General features: G+C 61.5%; 17 protein-coding genes and 1 tRNA gene. 8 read left to right on the top strand and 10 right to left on the bottom strand.

What is annotated here, in order from left to right:
- Positions 1-2 precede the first annotated feature (2 nt).
- Entirely contained in the window at positions 3-644 is a 642-nt protein-coding gene (locus C7I87_RS24320) for a helix-turn-helix transcriptional regulator (RefSeq protein WP_149906636.1), read from the top strand.
- A gap of 6 nt (positions 645-650) precedes the next feature.
- Here the strand turns inward: C7I87_RS24320 and C7I87_RS24315 are convergent, their stop codons facing one another.
- Entirely contained in the window at positions 651-1,040 is a 390-nt protein-coding gene (locus C7I87_RS24315; protein WP_149906573.1) for a type II toxin-antitoxin system VapC family toxin, read from the bottom strand.
- On the bottom strand, positions 1,037-1,303 hold the full coding sequence (locus tag C7I87_RS24310; RefSeq protein WP_149906572.1) for a type II toxin-antitoxin system VapB family antitoxin: 267 nt from the start codon (positions 1,301-1,303) through the stop codon (positions 1,037-1,039). Before C7I87_RS24310 ends, C7I87_RS24315 begins: the two co-directional genes overlap by 4 nt.
- A 167-nt stretch (positions 1,304-1,470) precedes the next feature.
- Here C7I87_RS24310 and C7I87_RS24305 point away from each other — a divergent pair, with 167 nt between their 5' ends.
- On the top strand, positions 1,471-2,337 hold the full coding sequence (locus C7I87_RS24305) for an SDR family oxidoreductase (RefSeq protein ID WP_149906571.1): 867 nt from the start codon (positions 1,471-1,473) through the stop codon (positions 2,335-2,337).
- Between the two features lie 265 nt (positions 2,338-2,602).
- On the opposite strand, the gene C7I87_RS24300 is transcribed toward C7I87_RS24305, so the two are convergent.
- Positions 2,603-4,864: an OmpA family protein gene (locus C7I87_RS24300; protein ID WP_149906570.1), complete on the bottom strand. Its 2,262-nt coding sequence runs from the start codon at positions 4,862-4,864 to the stop codon at positions 2,603-2,605.
- Positions 4,865-5,060: 196 nt separating this feature from the next.
- On the opposite strand from C7I87_RS24300, the gene C7I87_RS24295 reads away from it, so the two are divergent.
- Together C7I87_RS24295 and C7I87_RS24290 are read left to right on the top strand one after the other, a co-directional pair.
- Positions 5,061-5,507 carry a YcgN family cysteine cluster protein gene (locus tag C7I87_RS24295; protein ID WP_149906635.1) on the top strand — a complete coding sequence of 149 codons (447 nt, stop codon included), beginning with the start codon at positions 5,061-5,063 and terminating at the stop codon, positions 5,505-5,507.
- Between the two features lie 282 nt (positions 5,508-5,789).
- Entirely contained in the window at positions 5,790-6,146 is a 357-nt protein-coding gene (locus tag C7I87_RS24290) for a hypothetical protein (RefSeq protein WP_149906569.1), read from the top strand.
- Between the two features lie 104 nt (positions 6,147-6,250).
- Here C7I87_RS24290 and C7I87_RS24285 read toward each other — a convergent pair whose 3' ends face one another.
- Positions 6,251-6,961, bottom strand: a complete 711-nt coding sequence (locus tag C7I87_RS24285; RefSeq protein WP_140617816.1) for an SIMPL domain-containing protein — start codon at positions 6,959-6,961, stop codon at positions 6,251-6,253.
- Positions 6,962-7,095: 134 nt separating this feature from the next.
- Between C7I87_RS24285 and C7I87_RS24280 the strand changes: the two genes are divergently transcribed.
- Positions 7,096-7,171, top strand: a tRNA-Ile gene (locus tag C7I87_RS24280).
- Between the two features lie 107 nt (positions 7,172-7,278).
- On the opposite strand, the gene xerC is transcribed toward C7I87_RS24280, so the two are convergent.
- The 4 genes from xerC to C7I87_RS24260 form a co-directional block, all read right to left on the bottom strand.
- Positions 7,279-8,469 carry a site-specific integrase gene (xerC, locus tag C7I87_RS24275; RefSeq protein WP_149906568.1) on the bottom strand — a complete coding sequence of 397 codons (1,191 nt, stop codon included), beginning with the start codon at positions 8,467-8,469 and terminating at the stop codon, positions 7,279-7,281.
- A gap of 30 nt (positions 8,470-8,499) precedes the next feature.
- A complete protein-coding gene (locus tag C7I87_RS24270; RefSeq protein ID WP_149906567.1) occupies positions 8,500-8,715 on the bottom strand; it encodes a helix-turn-helix domain-containing protein in 216 nt (71 codons plus the stop codon).
- A gap of 63 nt (positions 8,716-8,778) precedes the next feature.
- Positions 8,779-9,030 carry a helix-turn-helix transcriptional regulator gene (locus C7I87_RS24265; protein WP_149906566.1) on the bottom strand — a complete coding sequence of 84 codons (252 nt, stop codon included), beginning with the start codon at positions 9,028-9,030 and terminating at the stop codon, positions 8,779-8,781.
- A gap of 1,085 nt (positions 9,031-10,115) precedes the next feature.
- Complete coding sequence (locus tag C7I87_RS24260; RefSeq protein ID WP_210250651.1) at positions 10,116-10,793, bottom strand: hypothetical protein; 678 nt, start codon at positions 10,791-10,793, stop codon at positions 10,116-10,118.
- A 426-nt stretch (positions 10,794-11,219) separates the two neighbouring features.
- Between C7I87_RS24260 and C7I87_RS24255 the strand changes: the two genes are divergently transcribed.
- From C7I87_RS24255 to C7I87_RS24245, 3 genes are all read left to right on the top strand, one after another.
- Positions 11,220-12,383 carry an IS110 family RNA-guided transposase gene (locus C7I87_RS24255; RefSeq protein ID WP_149906565.1) on the top strand — a complete coding sequence of 388 codons (1,164 nt, stop codon included), beginning with the start codon at positions 11,220-11,222 and terminating at the stop codon, positions 12,381-12,383.
- A gap of 299 nt (positions 12,384-12,682) precedes the next feature.
- Positions 12,683-13,765, top strand: coding sequence for an IS5 family transposase (locus C7I87_RS24250; protein ID WP_149906633.1), 1,083 nt, complete (start codon positions 12,683-12,685; stop codon positions 13,763-13,765).
- Positions 13,762-14,106 (top strand): hypothetical protein, encoded by a 345-nt coding sequence (locus C7I87_RS24245; RefSeq protein WP_149906564.1) that lies wholly within the window; start codon positions 13,762-13,764, stop codon positions 14,104-14,106. Before C7I87_RS24250 ends, C7I87_RS24245 begins: the two co-directional genes overlap by 4 nt.
- Here the strand turns inward: C7I87_RS24245 and C7I87_RS24240 are convergent.
- Complete coding sequence (locus C7I87_RS24240) at positions 14,092-14,655, bottom strand: hypothetical protein (RefSeq protein ID WP_149906563.1); 564 nt, start codon at positions 14,653-14,655, stop codon at positions 14,092-14,094. The two genes, C7I87_RS24245 and C7I87_RS24240, sit on opposite strands and share 15 nt — an antisense overlap.
- On the bottom strand, positions 14,652-16,571 hold the full coding sequence (locus C7I87_RS24235) for a hypothetical protein (protein WP_149906562.1): 1,920 nt from the start codon (positions 16,569-16,571) through the stop codon (positions 14,652-14,654). Before C7I87_RS24235 ends, C7I87_RS24240 begins: the two co-directional genes overlap by 4 nt.
- Positions 16,572-16,686: the final 115 nt, after the last annotated feature.

The following is a 16,686-nucleotide window of genomic DNA, read 5'->3' as shown; positions in this document are numbered from 1 at the left end:
TGATGGAAACACTCGCCAGTGATCGGATCGGGACCGATACTGCGGCTTCGCGGCGGCTGGTGGTGCTGATTGCGCTTGGCGATGCCGGGCGCGCCGAGCGTCTGGCCGCCTCGCTTGCCGCCAGCGACGACCTGTTGCCGGTGGTGGTTGGCGGCGGCAGGGCCGACGTTGCGATCGTCGACGACAGGAGCAGGGATGCCGTGCCGGCCTCGGTGCCACGGGTGCTGCTCTCGGTGGCGCGCGCCAGCGGCGAGCGGTCTGCCGGCGGGGTGTCTGCCGTCATGCCCGCCGGCACGGACGACCTGCTGATCGCCGCGGCGGCGCGGTTGGCCGCCGCTGGCTACAGCATATCGGGCAATGGCCGTGCGCCCGGACATCGTGAGGATTTCAGCGCCGGCGATGGCGAGCCATTCGAGGATGAAGTCTTGGACGAGCACGCCGCCCGGCCAGCGCTGTCGCCACGCGAAGCGGAAGTGCTGGCGCTGCTCGCCGAAGGCGCGCCCAACAAGGTGATCGCGCGGCGACTCAACATCTCCGTGCATACGGCGAAATTCCATGTCGCCGCGATCCTGATCAAGCTCGGCGCCGCCAATCGTACGGATGCCATCGCTATTGCGATGCGACAGGGGCTGGTGCTGGTCTGATATCGATCAGACCGCGGCTTCGATATCGGTCAGGCGGAAATCATCACCTTTAAAGAGCAGCGGCATGGCTTCGAGCCGGGCCGTGGCGTAGGCAATGCAGTCGCCGTATTTCAACCCCGCCGGATGCCGGCCCTTGCCGTAGCGCAGGAAGGCTTGCCGGGCGACCGCTGCATGGTCGGCCGTGAAGTCGATTGTATCGATCGAGGCGGTGCGCAGGAAGCGGTCGAGGCGATCCAGGATTTCATCCTGCCGGTCGCCCGCGAGCAGCATGGTGGTTTCAAGAAAGGTTGGCGCTGCCAGCAACCGTCTCTTGGCCTGCGCGATCGCGAGGACGAAACGTTCGAAGCCCGGTTCGACACGTAGAATGGCGACCAGGACCGAGGAATCGATGATCATTTCGTCAGGATTCCGAATTCGTCGTAACCGAGAATTTCATCGTCGGTCAGCGCGTTTGCGCGTTTGGGGATTTTTCCGGCGCTATCGGAAATCGCCATCAACCGTTGAAATAGGTCGCTTGCATCATCGCGAGGCACCAACCGTTCGCGCGCAACCTCACGCTCAAGGCTCTGACGGATCGCCTCCGTCACGGACACGCGGCGGCGGCGGGCGAGTTCACGCGCCAATTGCTCGACTTCCCTGTTTTTGATCGAGAGTGCCATATATATTCTACCTGTTTGTATAGAACATATATCGTTCTTGCCGCGAATCCAACGGGTTTCAGCGCCCTGCCTCCGCAGCGTCACCACGGCTTCCCGTCGCAAGCCCTTGTATCCCGCAGCGGCGCGGGCAAGGATCGTGCAAAGAAGTGTAAGGAAGCGGAGGAAAAATGTCGCTCAAGGGAAAGACGCTGTTCATCTCCGGCGGGTCGCGTGGCATCGGGCTGGCGATCGCGCTGCGGGCCGCGCGCGACGGCGCCAATGTGACAATCGCGGCCAAGACCGCCGAGCCGCATCCCAAGTTGCCGGGCACGATCTACAGCGCGGCGCAGGAGATCGAGCAGGCCGGTGGCAAGGCGCTGCCGGTGCTGTGCGACATTCGCGAGGAAGCGCAGGTCGCCGAGGCGGTCGCCAGGACCGTCGAGACATTCGGCGGCATCGATATCTGCGTCAACAATGCCAGCGCCATCCAGCTCACCGGGACGCTGGAAACCGACATGAAGCGCTACGACCTGATGCATCAGATCAACACGCGCGGCACCTTCCTCGTTTCCAAAATGTGCATCCCGCACCTGAAGTTGGCTAAAAACCCTCACATCCTGAATCTGGCGCCGCCGCTCGACATGAAGGCCAAATGGTTCAAGAACCACGTGGCCTACACCATGGCCAAGTTCGGCATGTCGATGTGCACTCTGGGCATGAGCGCGGAATTCGCTGGCGATGGCATCGCGGTCAATTCGCTGTGGCCGATCTCGACCATCGACACGGCGGCGGTGCGCAATCTCCTGGGTGGCGCGACGGTGGCGGCGATGAGCCGGTCGCCCGAGATCATGGCCGATGCCGCGCACGCGATCTTCATGCGGCCGTCGCGCGAGGCGACAGGGAATTTCTACATCGACGAGGAGGTGCTGCGCGCCGAAGGCGCCAGCGATTTCTCTATCTATGCTCCTGGCGCGACGGGACCGTTGGCGGGAGATTTCTTTGTGCCCGACGAGGTGTTCGCCAATTCCGAGACGAACGTCAAAAGCATCTATTAGCGGACATCACCCCGAAGCAAAAAACCCCGCCGGAGAGGGCCGGCGGGGCTCAATGCGTCCCGCTGGAGTCGGGACGGGGCAGGGAACGCCCAGACAAGAATCTGGGGTGCGAAGCCTGGTGATTCAATGAGCCTGCTCCAGGGGCTATACAATTCTTGTTGGCCCAGGCCATGCTATCCGTAGTCCAGCCCATCCCGGTTGACCGGGATGGGACCTTGTTGCCGACCTGATTCCAGAAATCACTGTAAGTCGCTGGAAACGCGGGTCAGTCGTTGCTCGCCACCGGCGCCACCAGCGGGGTGATGCGGCGGATGGCGACGCGCCGGTTCTCGCGGTTGGGCGCCGAGGTGTCGACCTTCAGATACTCCTCGCCATAGCCCTGTGTCGTCAGGTTCTCGGGCGGGATGCCGAAGGCATTGGTCAGCGCTTCCGCAACCGCTTCGGCACGGCGATCCGACAAGGCAAGGTTCGCCTCCGGCGTGCCGACGGCGTCGGTGTGGCCCTCGATCAGGAAGGTCTCCGCCGGGTTCTTCTTCAACAGCTTCTCCATGGCGTCGGCGACACCCTGGAGCTTCTGCACCTCGGTGTCGGAGATCGAAGAGGAGCCGAATTCGAAGTTCAGCGTATCGAGGTCGATGCGCCGGGCAATGTCACGCACGCGGGCCGAACGTTTGACCTCGTTGATCGAATAGAGACGCTGCACCTTCTCCACCGGCGGCTGTTCGAGGAAGCTATAGTAGTCGTCGGGGCTTTCGACATTCTCGGAATCGAGGATGTAATCACGGCGCGGAATGGTCAGCCGCATCGGCGGCAGGTCATCGCCGGGATCGCGCCAGTCATTTTCGTCCTGGTAGCTGCGCTCGTCGACATAGCTCAGCACATATTCGCGACCGTCGGGCGCGATGCGCGACCGCTGCAGGATGTCGCCGTAGCGGTTGCGGATGGTGACGATCCGGAACCCATTGTCGCGCTCGACCGTCTCGCGTGTGCGGCCCTGCGGCAGGTCCTCGTAGTAGACATCCTTGGCGCCGCGGGTCATGCGCGGGCGGTCATTGCTTTGGACGAACGTCTGGTCGTTGAGCTGGATGATGACGCGGTCGCCGATCTCCTTGAGCACGTCGACGCCCTTGGGCCGGCGGCGGTCACGGATATTCTCGTCGGGGGCGCGATCAAGGCGCTTACCCTTTTCTTCCGTAACCGGAACGATTTTTTCGGGCTTGATCGCCTCCTGGGCGGCCTTGTCGTCGGTTGGAGGCGGACCCTGATCCACGGGCGCCGCAACCGGCTTCCGGCCCTGGTCACCGCCCTGCTGGGCATTTTGCCCGCCATTTTGCTGCCCGCCATTCTGCTCTTCGCCATTCTGGTTGGCAGGCTTGCCCTGGCCGTTCTCGCCGCGACCCTTGCGCCTGGCATCCTTCTGGCTGTCGAGGAGGGGGGCGGCGTTCTTGTCGGCGGGCGCTTCGCCCTGAACCGGGTTTTCGCCTTGGACAGGCGCGGCTTTCCCTGTGGTAGCGGGCCTGCCGGTAGCGGGCTGCTGTCCCGTCGCCGGCTGTTCGCCGGTGGCCGGCTGTTTGCCGGTCTGCGGCTGCTCGCCGTTCGCGGGCTGTTGGCCGTTCGCAGGCTGCTCGCCGTTTGCCGGCTGTTCGCCAGCCGGTTTCCTGCCGTGCTTCTTCGTCTTGTCCTGCTCGCCCTGGGCGGGAAGCTGCTCGCCGGCGGGGGCCGGTTCAACCTTCGGCGTCGCTTCGCCGGCAGGAGCCTGCTTCGGCGTTGGGGTGTTCTCCGGCGCCGGCGCCTCTTTCTGCTGATCCTGCTTGGGCTTCCTGCCGGGCTTGGTCGGCTGGTTGTCGTTGGCAGGGGCCGCCTCGCCGGCCGGGGCCTGCCCGGTCTGCTGCTGCTGGTCGTGCTTCTTCTTGCGCGGCTGCTGCTCGTCGGTGGCGGGTGCCGCCTGGCCGGCGGGAGCCTGCTCGGTCTGCTGCTGCTGCTGGTCGCGCTTCTTCTTGCGCGGCTGCTGCTCACCGGTGGCGGGCGCGGCCTCGCCTGCAGGAGCCTGTTCGGTCTGTTGTTGCTGCTGGTCGTGCTTCTTCTTGCGCGGCTGCTGCTCGCCGGTGGCGGGCGCGGCCTCGCCGGCGGGAGCCTGCTCGGTCTGCTGTTGCTGCTGGTCGCGCTTCTTCTTGCGCGGCTGCTGCTCGTCAGTGGCGGGTGCCGCCTCGCCGGCCGGAGCTTGCGCGGTCTGCTGCTGCTGGTCGTGCTTCTTCTTGCGCGGCTGTTGTTCCAAGGCCGCCGGGGCGGGCTGCTGGGCGGCCGGGGCGGACTGCTGTTGCTGCTCGCGCTTCTTCTTTCGGAGCTGTTCCTGATCGCTCTGCCCCTGATCGGCAGGCGTGTCCTGCGCCAGGATGATCAGCGGTGTCGCGCCGTGCTGCATGGGGCCGAACGCGGCTGTCCCCTGTAGCGGGGACGCGCCTAACGGCGCGGATGCCATCAACAGGCCAAGGGCTGTGCCTGCCAGAATCCGTGGTTGGCGTTTCATCGAAATTCTCCTTGTGGGGTCCCATCCTTGCCGAAACCGCTTTTAACCAAATTGGTTCCGGTTGCCCATCGTTAGGGGGCGTAAGGGGCCATTGGCCGGCCTTTTGAAGGCAACATCGTGTCATTCGGCCGGTTACGGGCCCATTCCGGCCGTTGCCGCGCTTGACCTCGGCGGCGGCTGGGGCCACATGCCGGAAATGGAAACGCCGTTCTGGAAAACCAAGACGCTGGAAGCGATGAGCCCCACGGAGTGGGAATCACTCTGCGACGGCTGCGGCAAGTGCTGCCTGTCGAAACTCGAGGACGAGGACACCGGCGAAATCTACTGGACCAGCGTCGGCTGCCGGCTGTTCGACGCCAAGACTTGCCGCTGTGGCGACTATGCCAACCGGCTGGCACGCGTTCCCGATTGCGTCGGCCTGACGCCGCAGAATGTGCGTACCATCAGCTGGCTGCCCAGCACCTGCGCCTACCGGCTGGTGGCAGAGGGCCGCGACCTTTACTGGTGGCACCGGTTGGTTTCGGGCAGTGCCGAGACCGTGCACGAAGCCGGCATCTCGATGCGCGGCCGGGTCAAGGCGAGCGAGACCGACCTTGCCGAGCCGGAAGACTATTTCGACTATATGCTCGACGACGAGCCCTGACGCGCCAGAGGATGGTTGCGCGCTCTTGCGGGCGACAATCGCGCGGCCGAGAACCGGGTGAGGGGCAAGGCGTTTGGCGCGATATGTTCAATGCCGGCAAAGGATTTGGCCGGCGAGGGATTTGGCCGGCGAGGATTTTGCAAATGGCCGGCGCTTTGCCAGCCGGCGCTACATGAACCGCAGATGAACGGCGAGTTCGTAAATAGTTCAGACAGGCCGGTGCATTCTCCCGCCATCGGTTTCACGAGGACGGGCGCAAGCCCGCAACAAGGAGAGAGAACCATGTACACCACTATCAAGACGGCAGCGCTTTCGGCTCTGGTCGGCCTCGGCACGCTGGCGGCCATTCCCGCCCATGCCGACAGCCTCTATCTTGGCTTCGGCAACAACCAGGATCCGCGCTTCGGCGTCTATGCCGGCGATGATGGCTATCGCCACCGCCGGGACGAGCGCCGCGACGACTGGCGCCGCGGCTGCTCGCCGGACCGCGCGCTCGACAAGGCCGAGCGCATGGGGCTGTATCGTGCCCGCATCGTCGATGCCAACCGCCGCGTGGTCAAGGTGATGGGCCGTCAGTATGGAGACCGTGTCGTCATCGTGTTCGCCAACGAGCGCGGTTGCCCGATCATCAACCGCTGAACGGGCGCGGCTCGAAAAACCCCGCGGGAGTGATCCCGCGGGTTTTTTCATGCCTTCCAACCCGTGATCGATGGCCGGCAGGAACCGGCCACCGTCTCAGCCGATTACTTGAGTTCGAAGGTAACGGTGACCTGGACATTGTAGGCGTTCTCGCCGGCCTGCACCGGCGCCGCCCCGGCCGCGGCGTCGAACGCCTTGGCGTTGATCGGCATCGGCGCCGGCCTGATGTTCTGATCCGTGATCTCGAGCACCCGGCCGAGGCTGACCCCTGCCGCCTCGGCCAGCGTCCTGGCCTTGGCCATGGCGTCGGCGACAGCCTTCTTGCGCGCCTCTGTGACGGTGGCCGCCGGATTGTCATTGGTGAAGGCAATGCCGCCGCCCTGATTGACGCCGAGCGACACCGCCTTGTCGAGGATCTCGCCTGTCTTGTCGACGTCGCGCACCCGCACCGAGAGCGTGTTGGTCACCTGATAGGCGACGAGTTCGGCTTCCTGGCTGCCATCGGGCTTGTTGGTGTAGTTGTAGCGGGGGTTGATCTGGATGCCTGCGGTCTGCAGGTCGCGATCCTTGATGCCGGCGGCCTTCATCGCGGCGATCACGGCGGCCATGGCGTCATTGTTGGCGTCGAGTGCGGCGCGCGCCGTCTTGGCTTCGCGCATGACGCTGAGCGTCAGGACCGCCAGATCGGGGGCCACGGTTGCTTCGCCCTCGCCGGACACGATGATGCGGGGCGGCGTCGGCAGATCGGTGGCTCCAGCCATCGCCGGAAAAGCGATTGCAGCGGCGAGCGCGAGGGGCAAAAGATGTCTGGTCATGAAAATCTCCTTGGTCTGCGATCAGGTCGCAGGGGTCGCGTAGAGCGCGATTATGGGTTGATTTGGGCGATCTGCGAAAGCCCGCCGGTAAAGCCTTGTGCCGCGATGCGAAAAACATTAATCCAGCCCGCGTGGGGCCTGTAGCTCAATGGTTAGAGCCGGCGGCTCATAACCGCTTGGTTGGGGGTTCGAGTCCCTCCGGGCCCACCATAACCATTGATTTTATTGATGAAAACCGACCTCGGCCCAAAACGTTTTGGGCCCATTATGGGCCCGGCCATACGACATCGGCCACCCTTTGTTCCGGCTCGGTTTGATCACTTGACGACTCGCAGGACCGCTCGTTGCTTCATCGCATCGCGTTTGGCTTCGCGCTCATTGATGGCACGAGCGATATCCACCGCAATCCGCTTCTTGTTTGCTTCACGCACATAGTCGTCCGTTACAGTCATCGAGGAATGTCCCATTGCCTCCATAATGGCGCGCGCCTGGACATTGCATTCAGCAAGGTATGTGCCGAAGGTGCGACGCAGTCCGTGAAGCGTGTAGCCGTCGGGAATTTCCGCTTGGCGCGTCCAGTGCTGCATCATGCCGGTCAGGCTCTTTTCGGAGAACGCGCGATTGTACCCATTCTTTAACACCGTGCCGCCCTGCGAGCGGTCGAGCGTGTTCAAGGCCGTCGCCAGCTTGTCAACAACAGGAATGAACATCTCCCTCCCGCCATGGCGATTGCGGTTCTTCTTCTGACGGAAATCAAAGGCTTCGATTAACTCCAGCGAGCCGTCGAACAATTCGATCTCCTCGGTGACAAGGTCGTCCCACTCCAAGGCGGCGATATCGCCGCGCCGATTTCCAAGCCAAAAGCCCAGTGCGTAGCAGGTACGTGCAGCACTGCCGATTGGATGTCGCGCCTCGAACTTCTCGCGGACCGCGATCGGCCAAGCAGGGTTCTTGGACGATTTGGGCACGCGCACGCGGATGGATAGGGAAGGATCGCCTTGCGGCTTGATCCATTTCTCAATCTCGGTCGCGACCCATAGCAGTTTTTTGATGGCGACCAACATGTGCTTGGCGACGGTGCGGTTGGTGCTAAATATGCCCTCGATGATCGTGCGAAGCCGATCTGCGTCGAGGTGTTCGACAGGAGTGTCGCGCCAGGTAAGCGGGTATTTCGGATCGACCTTGAGGTTGAGAAAGCGCTCGATCAGCCGCGCGTTCTTGCGCTGCGTTGCTTCGTCAAAATCCAGCCACTCCATCGTGGTCTCAAGCCGGCGCGCGGCGTGGCCGAACGTCCTTGGTAGCGCCCGACCAGGCAGATCGATGATCGCTGCCTTTTTGCAGAGACCCTGCGTCGCATTTTGATACTCAGCTTCGAATTCTGGATCACCGGGCTTGCCGGGAAGTCGAACTTCGGGCTGGCCTTTTGCCCTATAGCGATAAAATAGTTTGCCGTTTTTGACGCGCGAGGAGACGCCTGGGTAGCGGGGATCCTTGAATGGTCTTGCCATTTAATCTCTCCTCCAGCATTTCTGCCGTGGCTAATCCTTGCGCGAAGGTTTCTCCCGTAATGCCTGGAGAGCATTGCTTTTCATGGCAGCACGCAAGAGCACCGGGTAGGGGAAGCCTCTGCCTTGCTCGATACCTTCAAAGGTGCGCTTCGGTATTCCCAACGCCTTGGCAGCAGCTTCGGCGGTGAACCCTTCCTTGGCTCGCCAAGCTTTTACATCTTGGGCAAGCTTCTCATTCTCGCTCACGTCCTGCCTTTCGCACGGTTCAAATTTACTACGCCAGCAGCGTATACGCAACACGCGTAGTTCCTATCTTTTGCTTCGGTCGAATCTACTTCGCTCTAACAGTTTTTGGAGATCGTTGCTTTTGTCGGGCAGGGAGGTGAACGCAATGTCAAGCGCCACGCGATCCCAAACCGCGCGACTGTTAACCTGCTTAGGTCGCGGCATACGCCCGTCGGCAACCATTTCGTCGAAGAGGGTGGATCCGACACCGACATAACGTGCTGCTTCATCGCGCGAAAGGCCTCGCGGCGGATAGTAGATGGCATCATTCGTCATAGAACACTCGACTTGGGAACCGTAAACCGTCGCCGTAACAAAATCCGCATGCAGTTGTCCCAGTGATGGTGATTGTTCGGTTCATCTAGCGACTATAAGCATGCGCGACAGCCGTCTCGTTGGGCACTTCGCTCAAAGGGAGGCGGCGGCGTACAAATCGGACGGACAATCGGCCGGGAGAACTTCCTGATCGCAAATCTCGGGGGTTCGTATCGGTAGGGCGCTACCGCCTTTCCCCCCACTTATCGAAGTGCCGATTCCGGCTTCGCTATTTCGGATGATACTCCAGCAGCCGGATCGGGCGCCCAGTCGCAGCCGTTCCAACAGGTCAAATTTATACAACATGCGGGCCACCGCGGACGGGGACAGTCGGTCCCGCGTCCCGTCCTGCGGCCGGCGCTATGCTGACGCTCCTACGGCTGCCCTGTTCACCGTCCGCGGCGGGGGCGAATTTCCTCCGTCCTGCGCGCGACAGCCGTCCAGTGATGCGGACGCGCGCAGGACTGCGGTTTATACGCCGTTGTTCCTTTGAGCGCCGCCGGTGGCCGGCGCGGGGATCGAGGATGGCCTTCTCCCATCCAGTTGGCGGTAACTCTACGCCAGTGCGTCTTTGCCGTGGAGATGTGAGAGCGAGCCCAGCCCATCTCCGAATCTGAGAAGCCGCTGCTTTGTCCTCCGAAGGCAGAGGTCACAGGTTCGAATCCTGTCGGGTGCGCCATTTTTATACTGTAAAAACAGTTGGTTAGCAAGGCCTTATTTCCGCGAGAAGAGGGCGGGAAACGCGTCGCGGAAGCACCACGGAAGCAGTCGGACGTGTGTTCGAGGTACCCTAAGACCGATCCCTCTCGGGTCATCGCCGCTTGCTTGCGAGACCGACGTGCTCGGGCTGATGGTTCAGTCCGCGTCGAACTGCGGCGCAACCACTATAATCAAGCAAAAGCAATGACTTACTGCGCTACGTCGCCCGCCATTGTCCGTACCACGTAGGGCCGCCTAAACTGGTTGGCTTGGCCGAAAATCTCTGCCCTTTGGCGTTTGGGGCGGAAAGACAACAACCTATTCAATGCGAGCGTTTTCCATTGTCACTATGGGAAATCGATCCAAGCGGGCGGCGGCCCGCTCGGAAAGGTCCAGTCATGTCCGGTTTTGTTCTTTAACCGTTCAAGCAGCTTGGTAAGCCGATCGAACATCAAACCGTTCAGGAAAGTTACTAACTCTCCCCATTCGTTTGCGCCCCGGATGTAGTAGCCCATCCGCATGGTGACATTTACTTCAAAACGGCCATCGCCGAACTGGATGTCGAGCGTCCCATCAACCGACCGATGACCAGCATTGTGAGCGAACCGCTTGTTTCGAAATTCGATGATTTCGTCGTGTGCCTGACGAAGATGCGTAGGAAGAGCGTCTCGTGAGACGCCGCTTCCCACGCCACCGTCAATAAGTCGGACGTACGTGACAACGAAGGCGGACGTGAGCATGTCGTGCTCTAGAAACGCCTCAGTAGTTAGATTGAAGTCCGCCTTTGCGAGACGCTGGTGAATATAGCTAAGACTCGTCATCACCTGTGAGGCGTTAATGAGTCGAACCAGACCCTTGATGTCGCTATCGACGGCTTCCAAAATCGCTCGGCCATCTTCCAACTTCGATTGCAGAGCATCGCGCCATTCGGCTGGCAGGAACTGAATCGCCTCTTCAGGCACAACGACGTATTCGCTGCGCTCAGCCTCATTCTCTTCGGAGTCTCTTTCCATGGGTCCCGTCATAACGCTCTTCCTCAAGCGAAAAGATTACACGAGTTGCGCGCTATCGGAGCCGAAGGATTTTCTCGCGTTCTCGTGATCCAACTCAATATCACGTGGTTATCCTTCAGTGCTTGTCTGGTCCTGGCGCACCCGTGTGCTTCTGTCGGGCGGCTTCGTTGGCGAACACAAAGCCGATGAAGGTTGTCCGCTGAAAGAACCGGAGAACCCACACTGACGAAAGGCCGTGGGGCTCGTCTAGCAGGCTGTTGAAAAAGGGCTCGCGACAGTCCCAGGTTCGTGATTCACTCTGACCACGAAGAGTGGGAGTGAATCGTGCGGGGCGGGGACGGACAGACGGGCGAACTGTTCAGATCCTATGAGGAGAGTGGATAGCGACCGGCGCTGTGGCAAAGTGAGGTCGCGTAATCAACATCCTTGGAGGCAAGCATGCCCGTAGCAGCTCACCAACCCAAAGCGCCGACCGCTATCCGCACAGATCTTGGTGCAATTTTCGTCTCGTTGGAATTGAGTCGCTCGAAATGGTTGATCACCTCGCTGTCGCCGGGTGGCGGCGAGAAGATGTCGAAACATGCGGTGGCGGCCGGCGATGTCGCCGGCATGCTGGCGCGATTTGCCGACATCAACAGGAAGACGCAAGCGCGGACCGGGCGGCACTTTCCGATCATCGTGATCCAGGAGGCCGGGCTCGACGGCTTCTGGATCCATCGCGTGCTGCAGGCCGAAGGAATCAAAAGTCACGTCGTCGATCCGGCCTCGATTGCGACCTCGCGCCGGCGGCGCCGGGCAAAGACCGACAAGATCGACGGCGAGGCGCTGGTCCGGGCGTTGCTGGCCTACAAGCGAGGCGAGCCGCGGGTGTGTGCGATGCTCCGAGTGCCTACGCCCGAAGAAGAGGACCGTCGCCGCGTCACGCGTGAGCGCAAGGCCTTGACCAACGAGCGTGTGCGACACGTCAATCGCGTCAAAGGCCTGCTGTTCGCCCAGGGCGTGTCCGGCTACGAGCCGCTGCGCCGCGACCGGCGGAAGAGATTGGAGGCGCTCAAGACCGGCGACGGCCGACCCTTGCCGGCCCATCTGCAGGCGCAGGTCGGCCGGGAACTAGACAGGCTCGAACTGCTGCTCGAGCAGATCAAGGCAGTCGAGGCCGAGCGCGATGCCATGCTCGCTGTCACGCAGGTTGTCTCGTCGGCACCGGCGATGCTGCTCGACCTGAAGGGCATCGGGCCGGAGTTTGCCGCTGTCCTGTGGTCGGAGGGGCTGTCGCGTCACTTCGACAACCGACGACAAGTTGCCGCCTATGCGGGCCTCGCACCGACACCTTGGCAGAGCGGCTCGGTCGACCACGAGCAGGGGGTGTCGAAATCCGGCAATCCGACGCTGCGAACGACGCTGGTCCAGATGGCCTGGCTATGGGTGCGCCATCAGCCGCACTCGGCGCTCACCTTCTGGTTCAAGGAGCGGGTGAAGCAAAACAACGGCCGGCTGAAGAAGACGATGATCGTGGCGCTCGCCCGCAAGCTGCTCGTGGCGCTGTGGAAATACGTCAACGCCGGCGTTGTCATCGAGGGCGCGATTATGTCGGTTGCCTGATGCGCTACACCCATCGAATTCTGCCATCTTCCAGGACCTGATGAGTCCTGGCGGATCCAAGGGGGACGAACCGGCACGTAGCGTGGCTTCAAATGCCGTTGTCTCAGAATGGTCTCGTTCTCCTGAGCCCTTGTCCGCCGCAAGCGGGATGTTGGTGCCGCTGCTTCGAACAGCGACCGTATATAAGTTGGATCTGGCTCGGGGAACGAGCCGCGTCATGCAATCAGGCTCAGACCATGGATACCGCAAAACCAACGAACCCAAAAAGCGGAGCCCTAAAAGCCCTTGACACTCCTCATATAAGCTACGTGGACCTTGAGGCCCGGGTTCGGCGCAATCATCCGTTGCGTGCGATCCGGACGATCGTGACAGAAGCCCTGTCGACGCTGGAGCGTGAGTTCGCGGCGCTGTATTCGCCGATCGGACGACCATCGATCCCGCCGGAGAAGCTGTTGCGGGCGATGCTTTTGCAGGCGTTCTATTCGATCCGCTCGGAGCGGCTTTTGATGGAGCGGCTGGAATACGACCTCCTGTTCCGCTGGTTCGTGGGCATTGGCGTCGACGATCTGGCTTGGGACCATTCGGTGTTCTCGAAGAACCGCGACCGGCTGCTTGAGGGCGACATCGCGGCGAAGTTCCTGAGCGCTGTCCTGGCGCAACCCAAGGTGAAGAAGCTTCTGTCCACGGATCACTTCTCGGTCGACGGCACGCTGATCGAGGCGTGGGCATCGATGAAGAGCGTGAAGCCGAAGGACGGGTCGGGCGAAGACCCGACGGATGGCTCTGGCGAGCCGCCGTCAGAGGGCGGCGGGCGCAATGCCGAGGCAGACTTCCATGGCCAGAAGCGATCTAACCAGACGCATGCATCGACCACCGATCCGGATGCTAGGCTCTATCGCAAGGGGCGGGGCAAGGAGGCGAAGCTCTGCTTCATGGGGCATGGGCTGATGGAGAACCGCCATGGCCTGCTGGTCGATGCTTGCCTGACGCAAGCCGACGGGCATGCCGAACGGGTGGCGGCGCTGCACATGATCGAACCCTATGCCGACAGGCCGCGGGCAATCACGCTCGGCGCCGACAAGGCCTATGACGCCGAGGACTTCATCAACGAGTTGCGCGCGATGAGGGTGACGCCACACGTGGCGCAGAACACCAGCGGCCGTCGCTCGGCGATCGACGGGCGCACGACGCGGCACGGCGGCTATGCCGTCAGCCAGCGCATCCGCAAACGCATTGAGGAGGCGTTCGGATGGATCAAGATGGTCGCAGGGCAGGCAAAGACAAAGTTGCGTGGCCGCGACCGCGTCGGATGGGCCTTCACCCTCAGCGCCGCCGCCTACAATCTAGTGCGGCTGCCCAAGCTGTTGGCGGTGTCGACATGACCGCCCCGGCGGGTTGTAAATTGATCGGCCGCTGGCGGATCGTCGAGGCCGATCTTTGGGATCGCGATCATCTCGACCTTGTCGATCCCGCCACTATCACCATCGAAGCGGGCAACCACGGTGAGATCGCCTTTGGCGCCCTGCAAGCCGGCCTCGATCTCAGCTATGGCCCCAATATGGTATTCTTCACATGGGCCGGCTTCGACGAGATGGACGAGGTCACTGGCGATGGCTCTGCTGAATTGCTTGACGACGGCTCGATCGAGATCACATTCGCCTACCACAACGGCGACGAGGCGATCCTCAAAGCCAAACGAGATACTTCTTCAACAGCCTGCTAGGCGTAGATATCCGTATTGGAGGACATCGGGTTCGGCCTCCTTATGTTCCATCGCGGCAAGAATTTCCTCCGGTATCGTTTGCCGCATTACGTCAGCAAACACCTGACCGTCGCTGAGCGGATAGGCAAGTTCATGGTGCCGTGACAGACCGCGAATGATCTTGCGGACGATTTGGAGAATGCGCGGGTCGTCAGCCGGGAAAATGCGATACCGGTTTGGTCCAACGTCCGGCGCGGGTTGCATAAGATCGAAGATGTCGCGAGCGCGACGATGGCCGTCTACCTGTGCGAAGCCCCGGCGCACGGGACCAGACCATAGCTCTTTGACCGCTTCATTTGGCTCGCCGGCCACAAGGACGACGTTTCGGAAATGCGCGTCGTCGTCGGCGGTGCCATTGTTGCATGTGACACATGCTGCGATCGTGATGCGCTGGAATCTACTGTTGGACTTCGATGCCGGATAGAGGGACCGCGGAACAACATGCTCGCGAGTGGTGATCCGAAGCTCACCGCATAGGCCGCAACGATCCCAGCGTGTTCGTCGCTTCATACTGGGCCACCAAACTCACGCTGCCATTCCGATAGTTTTTTGAGTGCATTGCGATAAGTGTTTTCGTCCTTTGCAAACAAGAGCGGCGTGGTCCGTCCAAGATCGTCATCCCGACCGTTTAGGAAGGCATCTACGTGTTCTGGCGGCAAAGAGCGTACGGCGTCGGCGGTTATCATCTCTTGATATAGCTTTCGCTCGGCATCTGCTTCCGCTGCGCTTGCCCGCTGCCGCACCAACTCGGATAGCGCATCGCGCGCTCGGGTCAGTCCCGACTCGCTGTCTTCTACCGCTTCCAACGGCGTCATTCCGCTCAGATCGTCGCGTTTCGTGTTCAGAAATGTGCCAAGGTCAGGACCGTTCAGTTCAGTTTCAGCGTCTATGCAAAACCGGTCACGGCGTGATTGTCGAAGTCGGTTCGCTTCCCGAAGCTGCTTCTCACGTAGGTCTTGGGCTCGTTTTGCGATCTGACCCCTGCTGCGCTCGATTGCGCCCTCAACAGGCAGTCCAGCGCTGGCATGTGGAAGTCGGCCATTCCCTCTGAGCATGGCGAAAACGGCATCAATCACGGCAGCGATCTTTGGCGCCTCGATGTCGGCCCGGATCGCAGCCCGGTATGTCATGCCGGATTCGGTGTGGCCGGAATCAAGCCACAACTCGCCAGTCATGTTCCCGCGCTCTTCGTCGGGAAGCTCGCCCAAGATCCAATCGACCTTCTGCACGACCGCATGCATGGCAGCGGTTCTCTGTTTCTGGGCTAGCGTGCGAGCGGTCAACTGGTCGGCTAGATGCTTCTGCAGCATCACGCCATAGCGTTGGTGAGCCAACACGTCCTTGCCGAGCAAATGCTGCAAGTAACTGTCTATCGCTTTCCACGCTGGAGCAAAGCGCGGTTCGGCTAAAGCCGTATCGTCCGCCACCTCGCGCGACACGCGCCGGAAAAGTGGCCGTATTAGATTACGCCTTTCCAGATGCTTGGCGATCGGCACCGCCTTTGGAAACTCGTCACCAAGGCATTTGTCGTGGAAGACCTCTGCCAAGATGACGGCCTGCCAAACTGCGGGCGGGACTGTGAAGCAGGCATACCCCGCCATCTTGATACCGACATGCGGGGCCAGTCCGACCGCTTGCAATTCAGCCAGGCGCGGGCTCGTAACCTGTCCTCCAGCTAGTTGCCTAAGGGCCTTCGCGTAACCGCTCGCTAGCTCATCAACCCGCTTTTCATGTCTGGCCTGATAATTGGCAAACCGAGTCGCTTGTGCCGCCTGCCAGGCTTCTTCGTCGGCTCGGTTTTTCGCCTTCGCCGCTTCGATACCTGGGTGGTATAGCCAGCGGCGCGGCGCAGATCGCAAGACGGCTTCTGCGATCTGCTCGCGTGCGGAGTCTCTCGGCAACTTGGACAGGTCAATTTCGACAGCCATCGTGCCATGCTCTTGGAGGCGCTGGATCTTGGTGCCGTCGCTGGCGTGCGTTACCGCGACCTCCACGAAGAGGTCATAGCCGAGCGCGCGAACATAAAGGTCCGGAATGACCTTCTTTGGGTCGGTGTATTCGAGGCGCTGAAATTCTGTCTCGACTTCCTGCCCCGGCTTCATCACTACGCTGCCCTTATGTAGGCCGAGCCGTTCCGGTAGGAGCATCTTCGGATTGGTGCGAAACGCATCCTTGGCAAGCAGGTGCAAGACTGTTTCAGGACCACCACCGCACGCCTCGCCGTCGCTGTGCGCGAAGTGCGGTACTACATGGTCGTCCTTCAATCGCGCAACAAGTCGAAGGCCACATGAGGGGCATTTGCAACCGCAAGCGAGACCGCGCTGAACTTCGGAAATATGGGCCAGCGCGCCATCGTCGCGCCGCCCGTAGACAAGTTGCGCGCGATCGGAGCCGAAGGATTTTCTTGCACTCTCGTGGTCGTCCATTCTCGCACTCGGCTCAATTTCCCAGAAGCGGCTCAAGAAGGGGCTGGACGGTAGCATGCTTCGCAGGCGAAGCTAATCTAGGCGGCCTTGCTGGGGGAAGGCGGATGAACAAACG

This window comes from Mesorhizobium sp. SARCC-RB16n (genome assembly GCF_008520305.1).
Lineage (GTDB): Bacteria > Pseudomonadota > Alphaproteobacteria > Rhizobiales > Rhizobiaceae > Mesorhizobium.
Note: the sequence above shows the minus strand (reverse complement) of the source record. Positions and strands in the feature narration are given on the sequence as shown.